The sequence below is a fragment of the Microbulbifer mixtoriginis (SeqCode) genome, assembly GCF_052468275.1.
The window spans coordinates 3926717-3951052 of record NZ_CP174341.1; the positions used below are offsets into that span (position 1 = coordinate 3926717).

The following is a 24336-nucleotide window of genomic DNA, read 5'->3' on the forward strand; positions in this document are numbered from 1 at the left end:
CGCCAGGGATCAGGTCATCGGCACATCTCCCGTGCCGAATTAGGTTATGCTGCCACGGTGCCGGATTTGTTCTCCGTATCACCGGTCACAGAGTGGTATCCGAAGCGTTCTTCAGCAATACGGTCGGCCACATGCGCTGTGGTCTCGCCAGTCTCGTCTGCACGCACAAACACTTCTTTCATGGTGCTGCCGATTTCTTCGATATGGGCCTTCACCTCTGCGGCGTCGTAGTCACCTTTTTGCTGGTAGTAAACATCAATAATGCCGCCGGCGTTGATCACATAGTCTGGCGCATACAGAATACCTTTCTCGCGCAGAGCCGCTGCATGGCGCTCCTCGGCCAGCTGGTTATTGGCTGCACCAGCCACAGCACCCACCTTCAGGCGGGAAATGGTGTCGTCATTGAGGATGGCACCCATAGCGCAGGGAGCAAACAGATCCACATCCAGATCAAAGATCTCATCTGCGGTCACGGCAATAGCACCCAGCTCAGTTACCGCACGGTCGATATTGTCCTGGAAGATATCGGTCACAAACAGTTCTGCACCAGCGTCTTTCAGTAGTTTACCCAGGCGGAAGCCCACGTTGCCCACCCCCTGAATAGAGACCTTCAGACCCGTAAGGTCGTTTTTGCCCCAGCGGTGTTCGACAGCAGCCTTAAGGCCGACAAACACCCCATATGCAGTGGAGGGAGAGGGGTCACCGCCGAATTCAGAACCCGCGAACAGACCGGACACATACTCGGTGGTCTCGCCAATTACGCTCATGTCGGCAACACTGGTGCCGGAATCCTCTGCGGTAATATAGCGGCCGCCCAGGGTATTGATGAACTCACCCATGGCGCGCAGCAGCTCGGGAGTCTTTTCCTTACGCGGATCGCCAATAATGACGGATTTGCCGCCACCCAGCTTCAAGCCAGCCATAGCAGACTTGTAGGTCATGCCTCGTGAAAGACGCAGAACATCATTCAGAGCCTCGCCGTCATCGGCGTATGGCCACATGCGGCAACCACCCAGGGAGGGACCTAAATTCGTATTGTGTACCGCGATAATTGCTTTGAGACCACTCTTAGCATCTTGGTAAAACGCCACTTGTTCGTGCTTATCGTAGGCGGAATGGGAAAAAATACTCATTAACTGTTCCTCTCCGGAAGGCCGGTTCTACAGCTGGGGAACAACCACAGCCCTTATCTGTTTTTATTTAGGGGTAAGATTATATCTAGCTTCGGCAGATAAAGTTTGCATATTTTGCACAGAACAGCGCTGTAATAGCTAAATCCTCACACGAATTATTTTTTTTTAGGACAGCGGCCCCTACGGAAATATACTGGGCCATACAGTCATCGATCTTGACTGCCCCTTCAACCCGGCATCTTTGCGCTTAATCAAACGGATATGATTTCTCCTTCTTTAGCCCCCTGTTACCCGCTTCATTCTGGTCTGGTAGAATCCGCGCCTAAATCGACCCCCGAGAGATCAACTCGATGCTGAATGCCGACGCTCTGAAACAACTTTCACAACTGAAAACAGATATTCGCTCCAGTAAGGAGTTTGCCGAGGGCCGGGTTCGCGGCAGCAACGGCAAATTTGGCTTTGTGGAGCTAGAAGATGGACGCGAGGCTTTTTTACCTCCCAATGAGATGGAACGGGTTTTCCCAGGTGATCGTGTCCGCGTCAGCCTCACGGAAGAGAAAAAAGGCAAGCTCAGCGCTGAGCTGGACACACTGATCGAAAGCCAACTCGATTATCTGGTTGGGCAATATGTCCAACGGGGCCAGGGGCATTTTATCCAGCCCAGCCAGAACGGCTTGTCGCGCTGGATTTTCCTGCCTCCCAAGGCCCGCGGTAAAGCACAGCCGGGAGAGTTTATCGCCTGTAAAATCAATCGACACCCATTCAAAGATGGCCGCGCCCAGGCAAAAGTGGAAACGGTCATTGGCAAGCCCGATATCCCCGGTATTGAGCATGCTTATGTAGTAGCGCAATTCAAATTGCCTGAGCAGTTTGGCCAACCTGCGGAGGCCCAGGCGCAAGAAATCAGCGCTCAACTTGCCGAAGTGATCTCCGAGCGCCAGGATCTGTCTGAACTGGGCTTTGCCACAATCGATGCGGAAAGTACCCGCGATATGGACGACGCCCTCGCCGTCACCACCCGCAACGAAGGCTGGACCCTGCATATCGCCATCGCCGACCCCTCCAGTGTGATAGAAACCGGCAGCCCCCTGGACAAAGAGGCGTTCGAGCGCGCTCACAGCCAATACCTGCCCGGTGAAACCCTACCCATGCTGCCGCGAAACCTGTGTGAAAACCTGTTCTCCCTGGTACCCGGAGAACTGCGCCCGGCCCTGGTGGTTCATATTGATATCAACACTGATGGCAGCCTGGGCGAGAGCCGCTATGAATTTGCTGCGATTCGCTCCCAGCACAAGCTGAGCTACATCCAAGTGAGCCAGTTCATTGAGGGCGACGAATCCGCCGTACCAGAAGAGCAAAAACAGAGTTTGCGCAACCTGGCTGCCGTTTTTGAAGCTCGCTCTGCCTATCGCGCAAATCACTCCCTGGCGATGGAAGACCGCCCCGATTACGAGATTCACCTCGACGACAAGCGCAAGATCGCTCGTATCGAAAAGCAGGAGCGCAATATTGCTCAGCGCATGGTGGAAGAAGCCATGCTCGCCACAAATATCAGCATTGGCGGCAAACTGGCTGAGCTGCAACAGGGCTGCTTCTCGGTACACCTGGGTTTTCGCGAGGAACGCATGGGTGAGGTACGTAGCCTACTCAAAGAGTTACTACCGGAGCATGCAGAGCAAGACCTCGGCGAATTGCCAAATTACCTAGCCCTGGTTAAGTATCTGGAAAGCCATGGCGATGCACAGATGCAAAACCTGTTGTCGGTTCTGAAGCGCATGCTGCGCCCCGGCCAACTCGACAACAAAGCGGGAGCGCACCTAGGTCTGGGCCTTGAAGCCTACGCCACTGCGACCTCCCCCATTCGTAAATACAACGACCTGCATAACCATCGGGTACTGCGTGCCGCCCAACAAGACGGCCCTGCTGCGGCGCTTGGTGACGAACAGATCGAAGCCCTGCAGGACAGCCTGACCCGCGGCCGCCAGGCCAATCGTGCGCTCGAGCAATGGCTTTATGCCCAATTTATGCAGGACAAGGTTGGACAGGCGTTCAGCGGCAAGATCACCCTGGTCAATGGCGCCGGTCTCGGTGTGCGCCTGGACGAATTTGGTATTGATGGATTTGTTCGCCTAAATGGGGATAAAAAGAACCTGCCGAATTTTGACGGCAAGCACCTTACCCTTACCTACAACGAACAGAGCTACCAGCTGGAACAAACTATCAGCGTTAAAGTTTCCTCTGTAGATGTCGATAAACGCCGCATCTCCCTGGAGCTCTTACCTGAAACTTCAGCAAACGAAATGGCTATAGAGAAATAAGCCAAGTAGAACCCCAAAGAGCCCGGCACCCGCCGGGCTCTTTACTGTTATGCCCTAGCTGCGCCAATTTAAACGCAGAGCATAAAACCAACCCATAACAATGCCCGAGGCCACCAATGAGCAATATTGCTGAGCTGAACCCTAAACCGCTATGGCAACACTTTGCCAAACTCTGTGAAATTCCCCGCCCATCCAAGCATGAAGACCGCGTTGTCGAACACATTGTGGAATTTGCCAAGAATCGCGGCTTAGAAGTTCAGCTCGACGAAATTGGCAATGTCATTATCAAGAAGCCGGCTACCCCCGGCATGGAAAACCGCCAGACACTGGCACTGCAAAGCCATGTGGATATGGTGCCGCAGAAAAATGCCGATACTGATCACGATTTTCTGACGGACCCCATCAAACCCTATATCGATGGTGAGTGGGTAACCGCAGAAGGCACCACCCTGGGGGCCGATAACGGCATCGGTGTAGCTGCCATCCTCGCCCTGATGGAATCTACAGATATCCCGCACCCAGCCCTGGAAGCACTGCTGACTATTGATGAAGAAGCGGGTATGACCGGAGCGAAAAATCTTAAGCCAGGTTATTTCGAAGCAGACCTGCTGTTAAATCTCGATACCGAAGATGAGGGAGAACTCTACATCGGCTGTGCCGGTGGAGTGGACGTTAATGCCGCCTTACCCTACACCGCCGAGCCTCTGATGGCTGATGCTCAGGCTTTCAAACTCACTGTACGCGGTCTACGCGGTGGGCACTCCGGCCTGGACATTGACAAAGGTCGCGGTAACGCCAATAAAATTGCCAATCGTGTTATTGATACCGCTCAGCGAAGCATTCCCCAATTGCGCATTGCCAGCCTCGATGGTGGCAGCTTGCGCAATGCCATCCCTCGGGAATCTTTCAGCACTCTGGTTGTACCGAATAACGCACAGAAACAGTTACAGGAAATTGTTGAGCAAGAGAGCGCGCAAATTGCACGCGAATTCGACAATGAAGCAGCGCTGGAGATTTGCTTAGAAGCAGCCGAAGCACCGAGCAGCGTTATGGATGAAGCGAGCCAGCTGAAATTAATCCGTGCTATTCGCGCCTGCCCCAACGGTGTAGAACGCATGAGCACCGCACTGGATGGTATTGCCGATACATCCAACAACTTGGCTCGTGTGGTAACTGTTGAAGAAAACGGCCAACATCAAGTAAAGATGCAATGCCTGGTACGCAGCCTCTCCGACAGCGCCCGAGACCACCATGGACTCGACGTAGCCGCCATATTCGAGCTGACCGGTGCAAAAACCAAACTGGGCAATGCCTATCCCGGCTGGACGCCAAACCCAGCCTCACCACTACTTGCCATGATGCGGGAAGTGTACAAGGAAATGACTGGGGAACATGCAGAAGTAAAAGTCATCCACGCCGGCCTGGAATGCGGTCTTTTAGCCAAGCCATACCCCAACTGGGACATGGTCTCATTCGGCCCCACTATCCGACGCGCCCACTCACCCGAAGAGCGAGTGCATATCCAGAGTGTGGCTAACTTCTGGGATTATTTTATTAAAGTTGTGCAGGCCATTCCTGCCCGTAGCTAGCTTAACGATCAACCTATAGAGCTATCTTTAACAGTATCATCCTTTTTTATTGCCTGCCCACTACAAATCATCTAAGTAGGCAGGCGACCCCCAACAAGAAAAAATCTAGTCAGCAGTCTTCTTTCTCAATCTGATTTACTTTTTTATCCCATCAATTAATAAAATATTTTTCATTTTCCAAAGAGTGCTCAGCGCCTTTATAAAAATTCTTGCTCTAGAAACCACCATGGAACTTCCCTTGAATACCTTAGGTCAATAGAATCGCTTTAACACAACATGGAAGAACTATGAAAAGTGTGATTTTTGCCGGTATTCTTTTCCCATCCTTCGCATTCGCCTCTGCAAATCTGAATAACCACCTTAGCCTTGGTGTAGGTACACAATATGGAGGCCTTTTAGGTATCAAGTACTCAACCACCTATGGGACCGACACTTTTTATATCGGAGGAGGGCTGGCCGACAACCTTGATGAGGAGTATGGAATAACCCTTGGATGGGAAAGAAGCTTGAACCCGAAACACTCCCTCGGCTTGCTTATAAGAACAAAAGAGCTAGATTGGGAACATTATATTTATGAAAATTCAAACCTTCTCAGCGCATCGCCGAACGATAAGTCATTATCTGAATTCAAATATAAAGGACGTTATGAAAGCTATATCGCAGGATCTTACACTTACTTCTTCAATAGATATGACGAGGCCAGCCTCTTAGGTGGTATCAGTTTGGGAAAATCCTACCTAAAAACTAATAAAGATGGCTCATTCAGAGATGGGACCGAGCTAAAACTACATTTCGGCTATCAATTCTAAACATTCACAGGGAACGATATTAATGAAAACTATCAGTCTAGCAATTTGCTCTCTTATGTTAACGGGCTGTGGGACTTTCACCACCCTCTCCAGCACAGACCGTGAAATTTCTGCAAATTTAAAACGGCAAAAATCCAACTGTGAATCCATCCCGAGAGTCTACAGCGGTCTTTCCTACAATATATGTAAAATGCATTCAGACAGTGAATCAATAAATGTCGACTTACTTCTCGGCGTGTACCTCGTAGACAGCCTCTTTTCCACCGCAACTGACACAATAGTGCTTCCATTTACCATGATTGAGCAGAGGAAGAACGGAAATATTTCAGTCTCCAGCAGCCAGTATTAACAACGGTATTTAAGTAAAAACAGAGAATAAAAGCCGCTGGCAGATCTATGAAGTATCAATTGCTGCCAGCCTCTTATAAATTAACAACATTTCCTATGACAGTTGAAAAACCCTATTGACCTCGACAACACAAAGAGCTTAATAAGGTTAACTACTCCCCCCCCGCTGAAGGGTGCTGAGAAATCCAATGTTTGGCAATATCTGACCTTCTACAAATCCAAACTTTTTCATGATTTTGGATATAGTCAATAAATTGGAGTAAAGCCATTGCACGAGCGGGGTGGCCACTGATTCGGCCATGTAAGCCAACCGTTAACATTTTCGCCTGACTCTCCCCTTCTAGCCAGAGAAGATCAAAAGCATCTTTTAAAATTTGAAAAAAATCTTCTGCCGAAGCGCAGCCATTTGGGAAAAGATATCGAACATCATTATTCACAAGGCTATAGGGAATGATTAGCCTAGGCTTTGGGGTGTAACTCCAGTATGGCAAGTCATCGCTGTAGGAGTCAGAACTATAGAGGACCTGGGAAACTTCCCCTAGAAGTTTGCGGGTATTAGCACTAGTGCGACCAATATACCAACCAACTTCTCTCTCTCCAGTTAGTCTTTCAATGCATTTATGGGTTGTTCGTATATGCTCTCGCTCAACAGCTTCATCAATATGGCGATAATCTAACCAGCGATATCCATGCCCTGCTATTTCATGACCTGCAGCTACCAATGCCTGTGCCACACTTGGGTTCAATTCCAGTGCCAACCCACAGGCGAATGCCGTTAGTGGGAGTTTGTTAGAGTTGAAGATATTGAGGATACGCCACACGCCAGCCCGGCTACCATACTCATACATACTCTCAACACTGAGGTCTCTTTCCCCTAAACGCGGCTCCCTACCAAAGAGTTCATGTAAGTAAGCTTCCGATTGGTCATCCCCGTTTAAAACACAAGATTCAGCGCCTTCCTCTATATTCAGTACAAATTGAACGGCTATCCTGGCCCCATTCGGCCATTTTGGATCCGGAGGCTGCCCTGCATAGCCTTCTAAGTCACGCTCAATCATCAACCCAGCTCAAAGGTTGTTACACCGAAAATACGCTCATGAGCAATATCGGGCTTAGAGCCTAGGTACATACGCGCACAACCAAATACCTCTTTCATATTATATTTTTTAACTAAAGCCATGGCTTCTTGATTATTTTCCGGCACGTCCAAAAATACAGCCCCTCCTGAAGAAAACTTTGTCAATTCAATCAATAGCGCTTCAGCCAACTGACCGTTATTGGCAAATAAAGGGCCCACTTTACAACCTTCACCACAGCGGCGAATTACCCCATAACCTTTCAACGTTCCCGATTGCAATACCCCCAAAGCCTGAGCCCCTTCTTGATTCAGCCAAGTACGCAAGAATTTTTCCCTTCCTGCAGGGAAGCAGGTCATGTCATATTGAAGAAGCTGGTCGAAAGGAATCTCTGCAAGAGGTAATATTTCAAAATTTCCACTACTATTTGAAGCCACTTTTAAAGGCACGGCCATACTAAAACGCAAGTTGCGATGAGAGAATTTAAAGCCGCCTTCCCCATAGAAATCCTGCATCTGGAATGCAGCATCCAGCCCCACTGAAGCTCCTGGGCTTAACCTTTCAAGCATTCGTTGACGACGAAAATACCAAAGTTTACGACCAAGCCCCAATCCTCGGTACTCTGGCTTCACAATAAAGAAGCCCATAAAGCCATATATTCCCTCATACGAGGTAATAGCACCACCACCTATCATTTTGTCCTGAACCAGTGCAGCGATAAATGCTTTAGAGTCCGTTTGCCAAAAAGTTTCAGCATCATGCAATCCTGGATTCCAGCCCTCTTGAGCTGCCCAATGTACCAAGACATCGACTTCAGGGCGCTGCATATTACGTATAGTCATTGTATCTTTCATATCCACCCCTATTTATAAAGAGACTGAGATCAACTCCATTTATAATCTAGTTAAATGTGACTTTTTAACTCCGGTTAACTCTTTGGTGCAAGAAATTTAAAGGGAGTTGCCGGCTTAAGCTGCGAAGATATTTCACCACCAATATCACTCGGGGTATCCAGCTTCATAGATAAAACCTTCGCTCCACTTTTAAAATCTAAATTACTAAAATCCAACCAAACCACCGAAGGATTAATCACGGAGTCAAAGTAATATCGCATTCTCTTTTGATCTATCACTGAACGCCACAGGGTCGAGGCAATATTAGGTTTCCCTGGATCACTCATCCCCAGTGGCACACTCACAGCGCGTATTTGTGAGAAGACTGAGGCAACTGCCTTTCGATGATCTTTAAAATTTGGTGATGACTCAAGGGCAAAGCTAGCACGGACAAAACGATCTGCTGCAGTTATGGTACCTGGCAGAAAATTCTCACCACCAATCTGGCTCCAATAAGTATTAATCGCCAGTTGTTGGCTATATATCGGAGAGTTGGTCATGACCTTATATTGTTTGCCATGATGGACCTGTAGTGCTCCATTGATATACTCGAATATCGCAGAATCCCCACTGGGATCGGAGATTGAAATATGCGCAGTAGCGGGCTTACCATCAGGCAAATCAGCTCCTATCACAGTAAATGGATCTGCCTCCATCGCTGTAACCACTTCTTCAACAGTTGCATAATTGTCCAGCATATATTGAAGCCAGGCTCCAACTGAAATTGTCGGTTTTCCACGCTTTTGAGGGTTCCCATATTCAGCCTCGGCCAGATAAAGTAGATTCCCAGCCAAGCCTGCCTCATTAAGGCCATCAGAAGTTGCCGCCTCATAAATACTTATTACTACCGAACCGTACTTCGAAGTCCAAGTTATCGACTGTTGACCGACACCTCCATTTCTCTGCATCCCTTTTGGGAACAACCAAAAGTCCATTGCAGCTGTGGTATCACTCCAGTCCATACTTCTCCCTGTAATATAAGAACCATCACCAGCCTCATAAAAAATTCTAGTGCAGGCACTGGCATTGCTTTGGCTCAACCCAACAAACAAGATCAGAGCTGTACCAAGTAAGCCGCGAACAAATTTATTGTCCATCATCTTTTCCCTGATATACATGCCATTAATTTCCTTTTAAATTTTTAAAGCCACACCGATCAGCCGCTAATCAATTCTATTTCAATAACGATCAAGTCATCTTTAATGGCCAAGTCTAGCTTTAGCTGCCAACAATAAACGACAACATGTGGAAAGAGACGAAAACGATTTAACTGAATATTTCCACCTAACTCTAACCCCATAAAAAGACGCTTAAAGATTCATTATGAAGATCGCCCACAAGCCTTAAAGCGATCCTGAATCTCACTATCTGATAACGTGAACAGCAACCGTTTGATACATCTAATTAGAACCCCTTGTGTTTAGGCACTACAGGAGTATTTCTGTCATATAATTCTACGTTGTGATTTAATCAAATTCTGACTGCAATAGTATTCAGTACAACAAAGCCAGTTAATATCAAGCCCTTCTATCAACATTCAATCAGCAAAGACGGGATTTTATGAACACTATAGGAAGATTGGTTATTCTTGTTCGTGACTACGAAGAAGCTATTACTTTTTACCGTGACAAACTTGGTTTCGAAGTATTTATTGATTCAGAGGCTCCGCCATTAAGATTCGTTCACCTTCGCCTACCCGAACAAAAAGACATGGGTATTTGGCTCTTACAAGCCTCCTCCAATAGTCAATTGGATCAGGTTGGCAGGCAGACGGCGGGTCAACCCTGTGCAGTTATTTATACAGAGGATTTTGATAATGAATATAAGCGCCTAATAAATAATGGAGTAAAATTTACTAAGCCAAGAACCTCAGATTCCAACGCTGAGTTTGCCCATTTTGAAGACCTGTATGGCAATGAGTTTATACTTGTCCAGCTGCAAACAGAAGTGGTTGATTAAACTGCTTTTTCTACCAAACTTGCCACCGCTAGCACTCAACTACGGTGGCAGGGGTTCAATTTAAATCTCTCCGAACTCACTAACTGCGCCTCATTCATTCGTTAGTATAGAAGCCATACTATTGTAAAATTTCCTGTTTACTTCTCTTTCTCTATCACATATAAATCGGGCAAGACTCGCTTTACATGTACCAATTCCCATACTTTTATACCTCTTGATCTAACCCGAGCTAATTACAGGTCAAGTTTTCAGCATCGGAGTATGCATAACCAGTCCAAAACTGGTGCGTCAAAGAATAAAAGGAAGTTTGTTTCTTAACATAATAATACTCAAAACATATAGGGCTCTTCAGGCCATTGAACTACGGGCACTAACTCAAAGAATGAAGCAGCCCGAGGCTCAACACTATCATTTGGAAGTACCATGAAAAGAAACTTGATAATGCTGGTACCAGGACTTACCCGTGTCACCAGTACTGCACAATTGTCCGAGTTTACAGAGGGGCTTATTGCTGCGAGTGAACGTATACCACTCACCCCCATAGCGGCGCCCACTATTCCCCCGGGCGTTCAGCGTTTACGAGCTACCTCCGCAGGGCAGGAAATGGAACTAGACCTGGTTGAAGCTTATTGGAACGACCTGGTACCCAGTATTACCCAACAGACATTAAAAACTCGCCTCGCCAGGGGCTTTTCACTTATCTGGTTCTGGCTCGCTAATTTACATATTTGGAAAGGAGTACTGCGGCGCAAATACCTCACCTTTGGGCTAACCCTGTCAGCACTAGCCTTTATAGTTTGGTACTTGGGTACCATTATACTATTTGTTGAAGCTATTGAACCTGCCGCTGATAACCCATTCTTCCCTCTGGTAGAGGAATTGAAAAGATCTGTTGAATATATTGGTGGCTGGCGTATTTGGGCAGTGGCAACAGCGATTGTCGCTCTCATGCCCGTATCGCTACTGGTTGATATCTCAGATTTTTGTAAGCGCTACCTAACCAATGAGCCCGCGGCCAGAGGTAAACCCGCTGTGCGCTTTGAGATTATCAGACGTGTGCGCGAGCAACTGCAAAGCAGCCTAGCCTTAGAAAACTATGAATCAGTTACAATAGTCGGGCATAGCTTTGGTAGCGTAGTTACTGTGGATCTCTTTGCAGACCTTCCCTCCTTTGGCACGCCAGTGCGAATTCTAACCATGGGCTCATTAATCGAAGTTCTGGGTAAACAGGCCCCATGGCTACAAAACGAAGTTCTAGAGTTATCCCAGCGCGATGATCTGATTGAATGGATTGATATCAAATCCCACTCCGACTGGTTTGCCAGCGGCTCAGCCGTACCTGAAGCTCATAATTGCTATGAGAGGGTAATCGGTTCTTATGGCACTTTTCCAGATAAAATCGCGGCTAAAGTACATTCCCGCTATTTCGACAATCAGGAAGCAGTCAGATTTCTATTGTCATATTTTGAACGGCAGGGCTCCGCTAAAGTTTGTACAAATGAAGAAGCCTTAGAACCAGCTTAATGAAAGTTGAGCGATAGTAGCCATCCAACTATCGCTTACTTGAAGTAACAATCAGAATATCCATAAACGTCAACAGCAAGGAGAGTACAGATGTTGTCCACCCCACCCAAGGTAGCATCCGCTCTGTTATACATAGTTCTAGCTCTAGCCATCAGCAGTTGCTCCCAGCTAGCTCCAAGATATGATGCGGAACTCTATTCAGATCTCACTGAGGTGAATGCAGAACTGATGCAGTTCTTTTCCTCAGTTTCTCATGGTACAGATAAAGAATCCTATGCTAAAAGAGACCAAAACTACCATGCATTAATTGGCAAGATTGACGCCTTAGCGATGCAATCCAACACCCGGCCAATGCCCAATAAAGATACACTCAAGAAAATCAACAACTATTTGAGTTCTACAGGAGCAGATATCGTTTTCAATGAGCAGCCACCCAGTGTCAATTCACTTAAAAAAATCTCTAGCAGTCTTAATCGAATGCGTAAAGAAGACGAAGACAAGGGGCTTCGCTCTACCATTGTGGCGCTTTTCAAGAATGAAGTTGTAATCTCTATGGACCAGGCTTTAACTTACGAATCCTTCTTAAACCGCTGAGGACTTTGCCATGTCACTGGACGTAACCCAATTGATCTCAGATATTAAAGATGCAGCCTCTACCGTTATTGAGCATGACATCACAGAAATCCGTGGCTTCTCAGAGCGCCAGTTATCCGCTCTAGCCCTTCAGGCAAAATTGATTGCCAAAGCCATCGCGGAAAACGAAATCGGTGAGGACTTGAGAGATTACTTTCTTGATTCTATCGAGGATATGGCTTTGAATTTTGCCAGAACCCTCCGCGGCCTTCTCGCTGTAACCATAGAAAAAATCTGGAATGCCGTCGTGGGAGTAATTTGGACCGCATTGGAAGCCTGCACAGGTATTTCATTAAAAATTGCTTCCTGAGCATTCAGTAATTATATAGCCCCACAAATGTCACGGACTGACTGTGGGGAATGCCATGATGTAATTGTTTTTATATTTCAAGCAGTTTTACGGAAATAGCATTCTTCATTACCGCCACACTGCCCCTCTAAATCAGCTTCAGATTCCGCGAACAATTCAAGTAGCCATCCGGGAAATATCGAAGTAATCCTTTGCTAAAGATAAGTCAATCCATTTACTTCTTCCTCTTCAAGGTTAATATCGATAAGCGCCCAGCGGCTTAAAGACACATTACCAAACAGAGAATAATAATTGGCCTTGCTGAAATATGGGGTTAAGGTTGGACTACTGGCGTGGTGTGACCGGCTCAGATAAATCTGGCCAGCAGCCCTGCCCCCTACTTTTAAACGGTTAGGGGAGTTCTCCGATGACCCTACCCTTTAACAGAACCAGGTGTCTGCGACTGCACTCAAACTATTGCAGCTCAGCCACAAAGGCTTTCACAGAGAAAACGGCCCCGTTACGACCATCCTGCTGAAAGAACAATAACCTACAATCTCTGCAGGCATTGATGCTGAACATTCTATCCTGCCCCGCCAAATTTCGGACAAAAAACAACCAATTCGTCATTTGGAAACAGCTCACTAGCTGCCGCGCCCCAGTTTCCGCATAATTAACGTCCGCACACGCAACTGAACACCAAATGGCCTGATGTATGTGGTTTAAGAACCTTCGTATTTACCGCTTAACCAAAGAATTCTCTCTGGATGCCGAAAAACTAAACGAGCTACTGGAAGCCCAGGCATTTGTGCCTTGCGGTAGCCAGGACAGTGTCCGCTACGGTTGGGTCTCTCCCCTAGGCAGACACGGCAGTCAATTGGTACATGCCACCAATGGCTACCTGATGGTCTGCGCCAAGAAGCAAGAAAAAGTTCTACCAGCAGCCGTTATCAATGAGAAAGTAGAAGAAATGGCCCAGGCCATTTCAGAAAAAGAGGCCCGACAGGTGGGCCGCAAGGAACGTCAAAACCTCAAAGATGAGGTACTGCTGGAAATGCGGCCCAAGGCTTTTGCACGGTCCCGCTTGCACTTCGCCTATATCGCCCCGCAGGAAGGCTGGGTAGTGGTTGATGCTTCCTCTGCCTCCGCCGCTGAAGAGTTATTAGAAAATCTACGCGAAGCCATTAGCAGCCTCGCGGTAGTCCCTCTATCAGCCAAAAACCTGCCACAACAAACAATGACCCACTGGCTCACCGCTCCCGAGGCCCCCGCTCAATTTGATTTCGGACACGAATGCGAACTGCGCGACCCAAAGGACAGCGGCAGTGTGATCCGCTGCAAAAACCAAGACCTATGCGCCGAGGAAATTCACAACCACTTGGTTGCTGGCCTGCAGGTACATAAATTAGGGTTGGTTTGGCGCGGCGGGGTCGATTTCCTGGTGGACGACCAACTCTCCGTGAAACGGGTAAAGTTCAGCGATGAGCTGCTGGAAAAGGCAGATAACACCGATGCCGAAAGTGCGGCGCAGCGCTTCGATGCAGATTTCGCAGTAATGGCACTGGAAATTTCAGCCCTAATCAAGGATCTACTCAATGCCTTTGGTGGCGTTAATACCGAATCTACCAGCGTAGAGGAGATGGTCGCTAAAGCCTCCCACTCTGAAGCTGAAGAGCTGGCGCGAGAAGTAGAAGAAGTGGTCTTCTGATAGCCTTGTTTTACTGCAAAAGAAATGAATGGAGCAGTGAACAATAACCTGACCCTGAGCGGGACGAAAGCCCCGCCCAAGGTCAAAGTGTCGCTTTCTGAAGCTCAGATCTCCACAACTGGTCGGCCCGGCTCACCCCACAGCACATGGTATTTGCGCTGCTCGGGCTGATCTACCCGTGAAAAGGTGTGCGCACCAAAGAAGTCCCGCTGCCCTTGCAGCAAGTTGGCTGGTAGGGACTCTGAACGGAAAGCGTCGTAATAGCTCAGAGCTGAAGACAGCGCCGGTACCGGAATGCCATTGAGAGTTGCACTCGCCACTGCCTGGCGCCAGTTAGCCTGGTGGTCGGCGATCTGCTGGGTAAAGAAGTCATCTAATAACAAATTAGAGAGTTTGGAGTCTCGATCGTAGGCGTCACTAATCGATTGCAGGAATACCGCACGGATTATACAGCCGGCACGCCAGATTCTCGCAATTTCCGAGAAGTTCAGCTGCCAGCCCTGCTCCCGCGCAGCCAGTTTCATCAGGTCAAAACCTTGGGCGTAAACACAGATCTTGGCGCAGTAAAGGGCATCATGCAGCTGCTGGATCGCTTCCTCACGCTGCTCTGCCGCTACCTGGGTGAGAACTGGGCCCTTGAGTTTCTGCGCGGCGCGGGTGCGCAAAATTTTGCGAGTAGATAGGGAGCGGGCGTAAACCGCCTCGGCAATGCTCGGCGCAGGGCAGCCTACTTCAAGACTGCTGATAGCCGTCCAAAGGCCGGTCCCCTTCTGACCCGCACGATCCAAAATCACATCCACCAGCGGTTGTTCGGTAACAGAATCTAGGGTGGAAAGCACTTCAGCACTGATATTAATCAGGTAGCTGTTTAACGGGCCTCGATTCCACTCACGGAACACTTCGGCAATCTCCGCCGGTGACATCGCCAAGGCACTGCGCATCACATGGTAAGCCTCGCAGATCATTTGCATATCCGCGTACTCGATGCCGTTATGCACCATTTTTACATAGTGCCCAGAACCAATAGGGCCGATATAAGCCGCGCAGGGCTCACCCTCTTTCACCGGATTACCCGGCTCAAAGCGTTCTATAGGCTGGCCACTGGCCTTGTCCACTTTGGCCGAAATCGCGTGCCAAACAGGCTCGATACGGCTCCAGGCGTAGCGATCGCCACTGGGCATCAGAGACGGCCCAAATCGCGCACCAACCTCACCACCGGATACTGCCGTTGTAAAGAAGATCAGCTTACCTTCATAGCGCTTGGCACGCTCTACGGAGTCAGTCCAAAGGCTGTTACCCGTGTCCACAACAATATCATCAGCCTTGAGGCCAGCATCCAACAGTTTGCAACAAACATCATCTACTGGCGCCCCTGCAGGTACAGAAAGAATGATCAAGTGCGGCGCTTTGACCTTAGCCAATAACTCAGTGTATGAATTACAGGTTTCCACACGCGCAGGCCGATCACCACGTTCCTTTTTATCCTGTTCTAGCAGTGCATTGAGCCGGTTGTGATCCAAATCGAAGGCACAGACCCGATAGCCATTATCAGCCAAGTTCAAGATCAGGTTCTTACCCATCACACCAGCGCCAATAAAGCCAATGTCGCACTGTGAATCAGACATCAAATTCTCCGTCATAAGATAGGGGGGCTTTCAAGGGCGCGGAGTATAACAATATGAGTCCGGGGCAGGGAGAGCAAAAACCAAACAAAACCGTCCCCAGCCATAGTAAAAACGGCTTATGAAGTAGAAACTGGTACAGCGTAGCCCTTCACCAAGGACTTCCTCAAATTAGCCAGTAACGTGATAGCTTTTATCCTTTAATGCCAAATACACGCTCATTAAGCCCCACAAAAGCCTGCCCGAGTTAATTTAGATATTTAAAGCACTACAAAAAAACCTATGCAAAATTACACGCTGTCCGTTGATGCTAATTCAATCCACAACAAGACATTTACTGGAAGCCTCACGCTTTTCATCGGGTTTCTAACTATTTAGATATGTTCAAATATATTTCCTTTAATTTCCAACTCAAGTGAAAATTAGACTAACGAAAGTCTATAAATAGTCAATATTTTCTTAACTGCTCAGAACTGGGAATACATCGACAGATTAAATCGACCCAATGGAAAATTACAATCAATAAAACCTTTCCATAACCAGGAACCCAGCCACCGATAGTAATTTGTTATTAGCAGCCATAACACCCCACCAGGAAACATCTTATAAACAAACATGAAATAAGGATTAAAATAAAGTTGAGAAAACTGACAAACCAAAAGCTATATAAGCACTTTTAACTTGTTGAGTTTAATGAGAGAACAAATCCTAAATTCCTGTACTTTTGCACAACTCAAAACACATCAGAAATCTTAATAAAGGTCTACAGAACAAAAATAATATAAATCTGAGAATGCCATTATCAACAATATAAAAATTTTTTATATGTAACGCTGAGCTACCCCCGTGCCCATCATAAATAAAACCAACCTATTAATAGATTGAATTTGAGGATAGGAAATACGCCTCACAAATAAATTTGCGTCTATTTGGGCTAGACATCCCCCCAACAGCCATCCCAACACGTCTTTATAAATGGAAGGGGTTGGAACTGGGTCGGCTCCTATTATTGAGGTCTACTAAGTTTCATCACTTTCCAGCGATGATGAACGCTTCAAAAGGTAGCGCATATAAATTGACCAAGCATCAAGTAATGTGCCTGCATTAATAATTAACAGAAATATTAGGAACACCATTATTATGAAAAAGATCCTTACCGCTGCTTCTATCTGTTTAGCCTCTTTTGGGATAGCCGGGCTCGCGAATGCAGAAACCTGGTCTCCCCCAGGTGCAATAGCCCTAGCGAGTGATGGTAACCTCGAAGTAGAGAAAGGTATCCTGCTTCAATGTAAACTTTCTGGAAGTGTCGACTCTACAGGAGCAGATGCCTCAGTTGGAAGCCTGGCCCTCTCGGGAGGTTTCCTTAACATTTGCGGCACTATTTCTTTTAGCGGGCTACCATATGCCCTTGTAGGACATGCAAACAATACTGTAACCCTAAAAAATGTAAACGTAGCAGCTGTATCAGGTAATTGCGCGGGAGATTTGAATGGTAGTTTCGACCAGTCAACAGGCAAAATTACCTTTAATGATGCCCAAATACCTAGTACTGGATCAGGATCTCCTTGCGTTATAAATGGCGTTGTATCTACCAATCCACAATCATCGTTCACTGTACCCTAGATAGCCCCCTATAATTTAGACGCACGGGGTACTATCAGCAATCATGATGGTGCCCCTTATACAATTAATTGACTTATAGCAAAACACCCACCTAACCTAACTACCCTCAACTCACCCATCTCCAGCCAAAGAGCCTAAGCTTTAGCAATCGGCTAAAAATTCATAAAGAAATATTCAAAAAACTGGCAAATTATCAAATAGCAAGTTTACATTTAAAAACGCACCTCAATTTGTCAGAAGAACCTATCCAACAGATCAAGGTGCTCTTAAAAGGGCAATTAATATTTAAATCTGTCAATCAGACATAATCTCAGAGTTTAAAACCCTTTACTTATACTGAACCCAACAATACGAGGCTCTAAAGTAAATACATTTGTGGTGAGACCTGAATCATCACTATTAGTAAACATGTCTGTGATCGGTGCATCATCAAATATATTCTTCACATAGAGCTGCATATACAATTCTGAGTTAGGATGACTCAAACTGACTGAAGCATTGAGGTTACTCCAGGCCTTTAAACGATCATACTCTGTATTGTAAACCCTTGCATAACTCTCCGATTGACGATAATAGTCAGTTCGCAAAGTTAGGTCCCAATCTTCGATAGGAATTGTATGCTCCACTCCCAAATTTACTGTGAACCGTGGGGCATTTGGCAGTTCATTGCCACTTAAATCGGCGGCAAAGCCTCTCGCTCCATTCGGTGCATCAGTGAGCGGGTTATAGGGGTCGATATTTAGCCACTCATGGAAATACTGGCTAGACTCTATTTCCGGTGTGAAAGAACCCCATCTACCCGTAGTATCACATAAAGCCCAAAGCATTAATGGGTATGGTATTGCAAATGTCGCCTCCACTACATCTTTCGGCGCAACACAGTTAGAAGGAACTTGAAGACTTGGACGAACCACTAACCAATCCTCATGTCCTTGAGTACGGTTCATTACATCAATAGACTCTTCACCATCTGCAATACGGGTCTTTAGATAACCCATATTCATATCTAGCCGAGTATTGTCTGTAAGCTGCCATGCTAATTCCAGCTCAATCCCCATACTCTCTGCATCAAAGTTTTCGTTTAACGAAATACGGTCAACAATTTGGGAAACTTGATAGTCGCTATAGTCATAGTAAAAAGCATTAGCGTTGAGAGTTAAGCTGCCATCAAATAAAACATTCTTTGTTCCAATTTCAATTGCATTAACAAATTCAGGTTTAAAAGTTTCATCTAAAGGTTGGTATTGCACAACATTGGGATCAATATCTGCGCGAGGGGGATTGGTGCCGCCCCCTTTATAACCGTGGGCAAGGGAGAGATAAAGCATAGTTTCATCGGTAAAGGGCGTATCTGTACGCCAGTCTAGTACAGCGCGCCCAGTGTACTCCTTCCAGCTTTGAGTAACGGCATCACCCTCCGGATACCCTTTATAAACCAGCCCCCCAGAGGCAGGGCCAGGAACGATCTCACCGGTATCATTATCAGTTTCTGTTCCCAGTAATAACTGACTGGGTACCGGTGTGGAACGCTTGCGATCATTCGTGTAGCGTAGACCAGTGGTAAGCTTTACATCATTATTAATTTGCCAGTAGGTTTCGCCAAAAATAGCCCAGGATCGTGTTTCCACTAGATTTCGACTGAGGAAATAATTATGACCTTCCTCATCAATATTCTCTAATGAGTTGTAATCCACATACATACAATCTTGAAAACCCTCAATGTTCTGAGGGTCCGTGCAATTCTCTGTACCCAAACCAGCCTCAGGATCATCAACGCCATTGTATACATGCTCGGCAATCAGGGAGAACATATTATTAAATACAAAATAATCATCCTGAGTCTTAAAATCTAGATAATTAGCTCCCACAACAAAATTCCAAGGGCCATCAAAGGATGTTTGCAATCTGAATTCTTGACTCCACTGTTTGTTATCAGATCGGCTGATATCCACTGCCAAGACGCCATCCGAAGGTCCTAACTGTGGATCGGTATAGATCCCACCGGGCGTAGGGCCTGGATCCAATCCATATTCAGTAGAATCACTAAAAATCGAATCTGACACATACCGGTTGTAATCTTGGGAAGAGTAATAGTCGTCCTTGGCATATGTCGACTGGGAATAAAATGTAAGAGTATCACTCATTTCCCATGCAAAATTTAACTGTACCAAGTCATTCTCAGCGCGAAACACAGGATCAAAACTGGTAGCAATTTCACGCAAATCCCTGGACTGCTCAGCATTGGCATAAGGATTTGGAAGAAATTCCTTCATTACCGGATAATAGCCTTGAAGAAGTGCTTGCGGAGCAACAACAAATGCAAGCCCCTTAGCATTGGTTGTACCATATGCTTCATCACTATAGATTGAGCCGGGTAAACAACCTTGACTAAAAAAACCTGTGAAATTTTCTGGTACTTCAACATCTCCAATCATTGAAACGCCTGGATCTGTCGTACAAAGCTGCTTCCCTGTTCGTGAACGCTTATCATCCTCCTCAAAATGCTGCCAAATTAGATTGGCGCTAAATGTTTCTGATGGCTCCCACTCAAAAATTGCCCGAGTGGAATAAAGATCACGATCATTAACGTCATTGTCTGTATAGGTATTAGTATCAAATCCATCGCGCTTGGTCATAGCACCGGAGAGACGTAACCCTATGGTCTCCCCAATGGGTAAATTAAACATACCGCTAGTACGCTTCGAATTATAACTACCTATCTCCGCTTTAATTTCAGAGGAAAATTCATCCTCTGGCATAACCGGCAACATATTAACCACACCAGCTGTGGCATTACGACCATACAATGTGCCTTGTGGTCCGCGTAGCACTTCCACCCGCTCAACATCAAAAAACTCCTGCTCAAACAACCTGTTACGAATCAATGGAGCATTATTAAAACTCACTGCCACTGCAGGATCTGTGGCGGCAGAAACTGCCTTGGTGCCAACGCCGCGAATGGAAAAGTTATAGGTACTAAAATTTGATTTGGAGAAATTTACATTCGGTATCGCCCGTAGTAGTTCCTCACCACGTTCGATCTTCAAGGCATCCATGCTATCCCCAGAGAGTGCCGAAACTGCAATAGGAACATCTTGGATACTCTCCTCAATTTTCTGGGCCGTTACCGTCACTTCCTCGATCGGCTGTTTGGAGCGGCTACTTCTTTCCGTATCCTGTTCCTCCTGGGCTAGGGCCGCAGTGGAAACGGTAGACATCACCAGACAGGCTATTGCAGCGCTGTACCAGGGCGTTGTTTGATTGAGCGGATTGGTGGCACGAATCGCTTGTGCAATCAAATTTTTTTGCTTACGCAGGCTCATCATCATTCTGATTCTCTCTATTATATTTTCTCTGTTTTTCTGTCAGCCAAACACCACCTTATCTCAGGCCTAACTAGGTTTAAGACGCATTTACAGCACAGTCGGGGGGATCTAACCCCAGATTTTTCAGATCCACATTTACTAAATATTCGCCCCCAGAAATCAAGGAGATTAAATAAAACAACAATTAACACAACCAAACAATAGCGGTGACCAAAAGTTACAAACTCCGTCTTCTCAGCGTTACACTCACTAAAAAGGGCAACTTATTTCAAGCAGGAAGCTCTCACCTTTCATAAATAAAAAAGACTAGCCTCCAAAAGGTCTTTTCGAGTGTAGTTCAAGTAAGTGCAAGCGGATTTACAATTGGGGATAAATATAGCTTTTAGAAAATCTTTAAATCTGCAAAAACCATCTGAAGATGAAGGAGACAATAAAAGTAGAGAATTTTTCTATTTGAGAGGCAAGCATCAATATGCTTAGGTGAATAGGCGTAAATTCAAGTACCAGATTCTAAAATTTGCACAGATAGACTTAACCTATAATTTAAAACACTTGTACTTAACCAATCTTTAATTGGATGATAGCCTGATTAAATATCCGAGAAAAACAGGTTATGAAACCTCCTCCACTGCCCGCCTAACCCTAATTAATGCGCGCTGGATAAGTTCCTTTACAGATTCCTTGGAGATCCCCATGCGTTCGGCAATATCCTGGTAAGTCAATCCCTCAAAACGGTGAAATTTGAATGCCGCCCCTGCACGTGGTGGCAGCCCCAGAATTGCTTTTAAGACGCACCGACAATCCTGCATACCTATTACTGTACGCTCCGGTGTAATAACATCGGGAATTTCATAATCAAGGGAAAGTGACTCATGGAAGGCTCGACATCGAGACTTGTGGTACCGACTGTGACTAACCAACAGATTTTTAGCTACCGTATAGATATAGTTTCTTGGATTTTCTATCTCTATATCGGACTGATTAAGGTGCCAGTGCAACTGAGCAAAAACCTCTTGCACTAAGTCATCAACATCAGCTGAAGCTACTCGAGAAGAAAAGTATCGTTTTAATCCTGGGCGATACTTATCCACCCAAGCTGAAATATCTTTTTGATAAAAATTATCCATAGTGAAACACACATGTGATTCAAATGATATTTAGTGCTCCCCCGACACAGAAAAGATTAGACAAACAACCAATGCAAAATCCACGAAATCCAGAAATTTATTCTTGTTATTTATCTGTAACAACTCCCCCCTAAGAACCAAGCCAAGCAAAACACAAAAACTACTTGGTCACAGTGAAAGGAGATTAAAAACAACCAAGTTAAGGAGAGTTAACAGAATAACCTCACAAAATTTTTTGATAAATGCTTGAAAGGACTATTTGAGAAAAATGAAACGCCTTTTTATAACTGAGAGCAAAAAACCAAATAATCTCCAAAACTAATTTCCTACTTCTCACCCTCAAGCTGAGTATCAACGAAATTAATCGAAGTTAATCTACCAATCGAGGACCTTTCAAGCAAACTGTGCCGCCCCCACCTTGTTCCAACGAGAGATTCCCAATGCTCATCAACTCAGAATTGCCAATCATTCTATGCAAAGCCGTCCTCACATATAGGTAGCGCCAACCAAACAAATCACAAGATGGTACAAATGCATACCCTACGGAGAGTAAAGAGTTATGAAATCAAGCCATAGGGCCATCGATTGAAGTAAGAGGTAGAATTGAATGACAATTCATAATCTCAATAACATTCAAGACTGAAAGCTCCAAGCTTACGAATATGAAAGGGTTTCAATCATTTCAGTAAAGGTAAGAGACCCACCTCTTTTACCATCAGCTGGCTCAATCAAGATTTTTCAAGTATAAAAATACAAAAAATTCACTCTAGGGAAGGATGGTAGTCAATGAGTTTTACTTTCAATCTCCATTTTTTAAAGGTCTTTCTATTTTTAAGTCTCCTTGTTGGTACAACAACCACCCATGCCAAATCTCCTGTTAATGAAGAGGCATTTACTTTCACGACCTGGAATAAGCAGACTGCAGAAGGCTATAAGGGCTTCTTTGAGGTAATTGAGAATCGTAGTAATCCGGAGAGCCGCTCACTGAAACTTCACTATGTGCGCTTCCCTACAACCGGAAAAAAGTCGGGCCCGCCGATTATTTATCTTGCCGGTGGCCCTGGTGGATCGGGCATCATGGCCGTCAACTATCGTTTTGATATGTTTATGGCTTTGCGGGAGTACGGCGATGTGATCGCCCTGGACCAGCGTGGCACCGGCCGCTCCAACGATCTGCCTCACTGTGAATCTCGGCAGGTTGTTCCCGCCCTGAAAAAAACAACTGATAGCCAATACATCGAATATCATCGCGAAGCTCTGCGTGAATGCCTAGCATTCTGGCATCAAAAGGGGGTCGATCTAGCCGGTTACAACACCCTGGAAAACGCTCGCGACCTGAAGGCGCTGAAACAACATCTGGGGGTAGAGAAGATTGTGTTATGGGGCACTTCTTACGGCAGCCACCTTGCTCTAGCGGCAATAAGGGAGATAGAAGACTCCATAGACAGAGTGATCCTTTCCAGTGCTGAAGGCCTGGATCAAACTGTTAAATTACCCGCGCGAACGGGTTCTTATTTAGATCGACTGCAACTCGCCCTGGACCAGCAACCCGCAGCCAAAGTGGCCTACCCTGACATCAAGGTTCTTATCGATAGAGTGCACACAAAGCTGGAGCGGGCCCCAGTCAAAATCCATATCCCTCAGCGGGAAGGCCACACTCTGGAGTACCTGCTTCAGCGTAGAGATATGCAACAAATTGCCTCCGCTTTTATTGCCGACCCCAAAAGTGTCGCCCACTTGTTAGGCTTCTATCGAACTCTTGATTTGGGGCATGTTCCGGCTTTCGATCGAGTTCCCAGGCGCTACTTTCCCGATGGATTCTTGAGTCCAGGCTCTCCAATTTCCCTGAGTGCCATGCCAACGGCAATAGATATAGCCTCAGGTATAAGCACACAGCGAAAGTCTGAAGTGAAGGAGCAAGCAAAAACCGCCCTGTTAAGTGACTACCTCAACTTTTCCTATCACTACGATGGTTTGGCTGAACAGTTAGACCTGGGTGATGCTTTTCGCAGCAACCCCCATAGCAATATTCCCATTTTGCTATTCAGTGGCACTCTTGATGGCAGAACTTACATAGAGAGCCAGCAAGAGGCAATGGCAGGACTTAGTAATGCCACACTGGTAACAGTAGAAAATGCCGGTCACAATTTATTTATGGCATCCCCAGAGATACAAGACACCATCAACTCGTTCATGGAGGGGCGCCCAATCGAAAAAACCACTCTTACGGTGGATTTACCAGATTTTTCACCACAATAAGGCTTGCCCACCCAGATTGCGGTAGGTCAATAGTGCCTGCTGCCATATCCAGCCCACATTCCCTCGTTTACCCAGCCCTTGCACATTAATCTTTCAATAG

18 protein-coding genes are annotated in these 24336 nt (G+C 46.3%); 11 read left to right on the forward strand and 7 right to left on the reverse strand.

Going from position 1 to position 24336, the window contains the following annotated elements:
* Nucleotides 1-44: 44 nt before the first annotated feature.
* Nucleotides 45-1133, reverse strand: a complete 1089-nt coding sequence (locus tag ACJJIC_RS17220; protein WP_444909141.1) for a Glu/Leu/Phe/Val dehydrogenase dimerization domain-containing protein — start codon at nucleotides 1131-1133, stop codon at nucleotides 45-47.
* 350 nt (nucleotides 1134-1483) lie between these two features.
* On the opposite strand from ACJJIC_RS17220, the gene ACJJIC_RS17225 reads away from it, so the two are divergent.
* The 4 genes from ACJJIC_RS17225 (at nucleotide 1484) to ACJJIC_RS17240 (ending at nucleotide 6198) form a co-directional block, all read left to right on the forward strand.
* On the forward strand, nucleotides 1484-3451 hold the full coding sequence (locus ACJJIC_RS17225) for a VacB/RNase II family 3'-5' exoribonuclease (protein ID WP_445357493.1): 1968 nt from the start codon (nucleotides 1484-1486) through the stop codon (nucleotides 3449-3451).
* A 116-nt stretch (nucleotides 3452-3567) separates the two neighbouring features.
* A complete protein-coding gene (locus ACJJIC_RS17230) occupies nucleotides 3568-5040 on the forward strand; it encodes an aminoacyl-histidine dipeptidase (RefSeq protein WP_444909139.1) in 1473 nt (490 codons plus the stop codon).
* 287 nt (nucleotides 5041-5327) lie between these two features.
* The gene (locus ACJJIC_RS17235) at nucleotides 5328-5849 is read left to right on the forward strand and encodes a hypothetical protein (RefSeq protein WP_445357494.1); all 522 of its coding nucleotides are present in this window, start codon (nucleotides 5328-5330) and stop codon (nucleotides 5847-5849) included.
* A 22-nt stretch (nucleotides 5850-5871) separates the two neighbouring features.
* Nucleotides 5872-6198, forward strand: coding sequence for a YceK/YidQ family lipoprotein (locus ACJJIC_RS17240; RefSeq protein ID WP_444884263.1), 327 nt, complete (start codon nucleotides 5872-5874; stop codon nucleotides 6196-6198).
* Between the two features lie 151 nt (nucleotides 6199-6349).
* Here the strand turns inward: ACJJIC_RS17240 and ACJJIC_RS17245 are convergent, their stop codons facing one another.
* The 3 genes from ACJJIC_RS17245 to ACJJIC_RS17255 form a co-directional block, all read right to left on the reverse strand.
* Nucleotides 6350-7255, reverse strand: a complete 906-nt coding sequence (locus ACJJIC_RS17245; RefSeq protein WP_445357495.1) for a polysaccharide deacetylase family protein — start codon at nucleotides 7253-7255, stop codon at nucleotides 6350-6352.
* Entirely contained in the window at nucleotides 7255-8127 is an 873-nt protein-coding gene (locus tag ACJJIC_RS17250) for a GNAT family N-acetyltransferase (protein WP_445357496.1), read from the reverse strand. The genes ACJJIC_RS17245 and ACJJIC_RS17250 overlap by 1 nt, the downstream gene beginning before the upstream one ends.
* A 74-nt stretch (nucleotides 8128-8201) precedes the next feature.
* The gene (locus tag ACJJIC_RS17255) at nucleotides 8202-9263 is read right to left on the reverse strand and encodes a bile salt hydrolase (RefSeq protein ID WP_444884260.1); all 1062 of its coding nucleotides are present in this window, start codon (nucleotides 9261-9263) and stop codon (nucleotides 8202-8204) included.
* A gap of 463 nt (nucleotides 9264-9726) precedes the next feature.
* On the opposite strand from ACJJIC_RS17255, the gene ACJJIC_RS17260 reads away from it, so the two are divergent.
* The 5 genes from ACJJIC_RS17260 to rdgC all read left to right on the forward strand — a co-directional run bounded on the left by ACJJIC_RS17260 (nucleotide 9727) and on the right by rdgC (nucleotide 14279).
* Nucleotides 9727-10125 (forward strand): VOC family protein, encoded by a 399-nt coding sequence (locus ACJJIC_RS17260; RefSeq protein ID WP_444886767.1) that lies wholly within the window; start codon nucleotides 9727-9729, stop codon nucleotides 10123-10125.
* Between the two features lie 423 nt (nucleotides 10126-10548).
* On the forward strand, nucleotides 10549-11649 hold the full coding sequence (locus tag ACJJIC_RS17265) for an alpha/beta hydrolase family protein (protein WP_445357497.1): 1101 nt from the start codon (nucleotides 10549-10551) through the stop codon (nucleotides 11647-11649).
* 90 nt (nucleotides 11650-11739) lie between these two features.
* Nucleotides 11740-12243 (forward strand): hypothetical protein, encoded by a 504-nt coding sequence (locus ACJJIC_RS17270; RefSeq protein ID WP_444909132.1) that lies wholly within the window; start codon nucleotides 11740-11742, stop codon nucleotides 12241-12243.
* A gap of 10 nt (nucleotides 12244-12253) precedes the next feature.
* Nucleotides 12254-12592 carry a hypothetical protein gene (locus tag ACJJIC_RS17275; RefSeq protein ID WP_252082473.1) on the forward strand — a complete coding sequence of 113 codons (339 nt, stop codon included), beginning with the start codon at nucleotides 12254-12256 and terminating at the stop codon, nucleotides 12590-12592.
* Nucleotides 12593-13286: 694 nt separating this feature from the next.
* Nucleotides 13287-14279, forward strand: coding sequence for a recombination-associated protein RdgC (rdgC, locus tag ACJJIC_RS17280; protein WP_444909131.1), 993 nt, complete (start codon nucleotides 13287-13289; stop codon nucleotides 14277-14279).
* A 104-nt stretch (nucleotides 14280-14383) separates the two neighbouring features.
* Here rdgC and gnd read toward each other — a convergent pair whose 3' ends face one another.
* A complete protein-coding gene (gene gnd, locus ACJJIC_RS17285; protein ID WP_444909130.1) occupies nucleotides 14384-15904 on the reverse strand; it encodes an NADP-dependent phosphogluconate dehydrogenase in 1521 nt (506 codons plus the stop codon).
* Between the two features lie 1137 nt (nucleotides 15905-17041).
* Between gnd and ACJJIC_RS17290 the strand changes: the two genes are divergently transcribed.
* Nucleotides 17042-17524: a PraA/PraB family alkane oxidation protein activator gene (locus ACJJIC_RS17290; protein ID WP_252082480.1), complete on the forward strand. Its 483-nt coding sequence runs from the start codon at nucleotides 17042-17044 to the stop codon at nucleotides 17522-17524.
* A 317-nt stretch (nucleotides 17525-17841) separates the two neighbouring features.
* Here ACJJIC_RS17290 and ACJJIC_RS17295 read toward each other — a convergent pair whose 3' ends face one another.
* Together ACJJIC_RS17295 and ACJJIC_RS17300 are read right to left on the reverse strand one after the other, a co-directional pair.
* A complete protein-coding gene (locus ACJJIC_RS17295; RefSeq protein WP_445357498.1) occupies nucleotides 17842-20853 on the reverse strand; it encodes a TonB-dependent receptor in 3012 nt (1003 codons plus the stop codon).
* A gap of 608 nt (nucleotides 20854-21461) precedes the next feature.
* Nucleotides 21462-21977 carry an RNA polymerase sigma factor gene (locus ACJJIC_RS17300; RefSeq protein ID WP_252082484.1) on the reverse strand — a complete coding sequence of 172 codons (516 nt, stop codon included), beginning with the start codon at nucleotides 21975-21977 and terminating at the stop codon, nucleotides 21462-21464.
* A 786-nt stretch (nucleotides 21978-22763) separates the two neighbouring features.
* Here ACJJIC_RS17300 and ACJJIC_RS17305 point away from each other — a divergent pair.
* Nucleotides 22764-24236, forward strand: a complete 1473-nt coding sequence (locus ACJJIC_RS17305; protein WP_445357499.1) for an alpha/beta hydrolase — start codon at nucleotides 22764-22766, stop codon at nucleotides 24234-24236.
* Nucleotides 24237-24336 lie beyond the last annotated feature (100 nt).